Origin of the sequence: Massilia sp. CT11-108, from assembly GCF_047302915.1 — a bacterium.
Taxonomy (GTDB): domain Bacteria; phylum Pseudomonadota; class Gammaproteobacteria; order Burkholderiales; family Burkholderiaceae_D; genus Telluria; species Telluria orientalis.
This window is the reverse complement of sequence record NZ_JBKYMO010000630.1, coordinates 1-2768: the sequence shown is the minus strand read 5'-3', so window position 1 is coordinate 2768 and position 2768 is coordinate 1. Positions and strand designations below refer to the sequence as shown.

Here is a 2768-nt window from a genome sequence, read left to right as displayed (position 1 = left end):
CGACGGCCACCACGCAGCCGCCGAACCCGCCGCCCGTCATGCGCACGCCGCCCTGGGTGCCGATGACGTTCTTGACGATGTCGACGAGGTTGTCGATGGCGGGCACGGTGATCTCGAAATCGTCGCGCATCGATGCGTGCGATGCCGCCATCAGTTCGCCCAGGCGTACCAGGTCGCCGGCCTGCAGCGCGTCGGCGGCGGCCAGCACGCGGTCGTCTTCCGTCACCACGTGGCGCGCGCGGCGCACCACGACCGGGTCCAGTTCGCCCGCGCGGGCTTCCAGCGTGGCGAGGTCGAGGTCGCGCAGGGCCGGGATGCCGAAGTGGCGGGCGGCCGCTTCGCACTGCTCGCGGCGCACGTTGTAGGCGCTGTCCACGAGGCCGCGCGTCACGTTCGAATTGAAGATCATGATGGCGGCGTTGTCCGGCACCGGCACGGGCTTCACCTCCAGCGAGCGGCAGTCGATCATCAGCGCGTGGCCTTCGACGCCGCACGCGGAACTGATCTGGTCCATGTTGCCGCACTTGGTGCCGACGAAGTCGTTTTCCGATGCCTGCGCGATCAGCGCGATGTCGATCGGCGACAGCGCCTCGAAGCCGGGCAAGGTCGCGAACAGGCGGCCCACGGCGACCGACAGCGATGCCGACGACGACAGGCCAGCGCCCTGCGGCACGTCGCCCGCGATGGCCATGTCCATGCCCTGCATCGGCAGGCCGCGCTTCACGAACTGCTCGACGACGCCGCGCACGTAGTTGGCCCACATCGGCTGGTCCACGCGGCCGATCGGGGCGTCGAGGTCGTATTCGTCGAGCGCGTCGCCGTAGTCGGCCGCCACGACGCGCACCTTGCGGTCGCCGCGCGGTTTGGCGGCGATGGCGGTGCGGTAGTCGATGGCGCAGGGGAGCACGAGGCCGTCGTTGTAATCGGTGTGCTCGCCGATCAGGTTGACGCGGCCCGGAGCCTGGACGAATAGCGTGGGGGCGGTGCCGAATGCGGTTTCGAAGGCGGCGGCGGTGCGGGAGAGACGGGTATCTTGCATGTCAGGTCGTTTGGTTGGATTCGGTGTCGAGGTAGTGCACTTCGGATTGCGCGCGCAGGCGTTCGGCCGCCTGTTCCGGGGTCAGGTCGCGCTGGGCTTCGGCCAGCATCTCGAAGCCGACCATGAACTTGCGCACTGACGCGGAGCGGAGCAGCGGCGGGTAGAAGTGGGCGTGCAGCTGCCAGCCTTCCGCCTCTTCGTCCGGAATACCGTACGGGGCGCCGTGCCAGCCCATCGAGTACGGGAACGAGGTCTGGAACAGGTTGTCGTAGCGGGTGGTCAGGCGCTTCAGCAGCACGGCCAGGTCGGCGCGCTGGGCCGGCTGCAGCTCTTCCAGGCGGCGCACGGCGAAGCGGGGCAGGACCAGCGTCTCGAACGGCCACGCGGCCCAATATGGGACGATGGCGACCCAGTGCTCGGTCTGGACGACCACGCGTTCCTGTGCGGCGATCTCGCGCTCGGCCACGTCCAGCAGCAGGCGGCGGCCCTGTTCGGCGTGGTAGGCCTTCTGCTGGCGGTCTTCGGCGGCCGGCAGGTTGGGCACGTAGCTGGTCGCCCAGATCTGGCCGTGCGGGTGCGGGTTCGAGCAGCCCATCACGGCGCCCTTGTTCTCGAACACCTGGACCCAGCGGTATTTGGCGCCCAGCTCGGCGGCCTGTTCGCACCACGTGTCGATGACGCCTTCCAGCGCCAGCAGCGATAGTTGCGGCAGCGACTTCGCATGGTCGGGCGAGAAGCAGATCACGCGGCTCCTGCCGCGCGCGCTCATCGTCTGGAACAGCGGGTCCGTGCCCTCCGCGGCTTCCGGGGTGTCCGGCATCAGCGCGGCGAAGTCGTTCTCGAACACATAGGTGCCTGTGTAGTCGGGGTTCTTTTCGCCGTTGACGCGGGTATTGCCCGGGCACAGGTAGCAGGTCGGGTCGTGCGACGGCTTGGCCGAGCGGTCGACGGCTTCCTGTTGCCCCTGCCACGGACGCTTGGCGCGGTGCGGGGACACGAGGACCCAGTCGCCTTGCAGCGGGTTGTAACGGCGGTGCGGATGGTCGGATGGATTGAACATGGTCTTCTTCTGCGATTCGGAAATAGGATGCTCGAAAAGCCACGACCGGGCGGCGCGGCGCGCGTACCGGTGGAAGCAGAGGCTGGCGCCGGTGTCTGGGGCCATTCTACCGTCGGTCGCGCCGCGCACGGCTGCACAGGCGTGTGGGCTTTTCCTGAGGCAAGAAGCTTAACGTGATGCCGGGAAAGGAGTTATACCCAATGCAAGGGTAAATATCCTGTTTTTATATGGCAAAGGATCAATGCGGCCGTTGCAATCGAAGCAACAGCCACGCAATGGCCCCGGTGACGAGCGCGGTAAAGCCCAGCACGAGCCAGAACCCGTGCGGATGCTGGGACAGCGGCACGCCGCCCACGTTCATGCCCAGCAGGCCTGCGATCAGGTTGATCGGGAGGGCCATCACCGTCACGATGGTCAGCAGGAACAGGCTGCGGTTATTGTCCTCGTTGACCCGGGCCGCGATCTCTTCCTGCAGCAGTTTGATCCGTTCGTGCAGTGCGGCGAGGTCGGACAGCACGACCGTGAATTCCTCGGTCGACTGGCGCAGCTCCTGGCGGTCTTCCGGCGCCACCCAGGCCGGAGGGCGCTGCAGCAGGCGGAAGAGGGCGGCCGGTTCCGGCGCCAGCAGCCGCTGCAGCCGGACGAGCACCCGCCGCAGCGCGCCCAGGT

General features: G+C 67.7%; 3 protein-coding genes. All 3 read right to left on the bottom strand.

Annotation, left to right across the window (positions count from 1 at the left end; all coding sequences use genetic code 11):
• On the bottom strand, positions 1–1039 hold a 1039-nt coding region (gene galK, locus ACEN88_RS28630), incomplete at its 3' end, for a galactokinase (RefSeq protein ID WP_413345142.1).
• 1 nt (position 1040) lies between these two features.
• Positions 1041–2099 (bottom strand): UDP-glucose--hexose-1-phosphate uridylyltransferase, encoded by a 1059-nt coding sequence (locus ACEN88_RS28625; RefSeq protein WP_413345140.1) that lies wholly within the window; start codon positions 2097–2099, stop codon positions 1041–1043.
• Positions 2100–2337: 238 nt separating this feature from the next.
• A partial coding sequence (locus ACEN88_RS28620; protein ID WP_413345138.1) for a CorA family divalent cation transporter occupies positions 2338–2768 on the bottom strand: 431 nt, incomplete at its 5' end.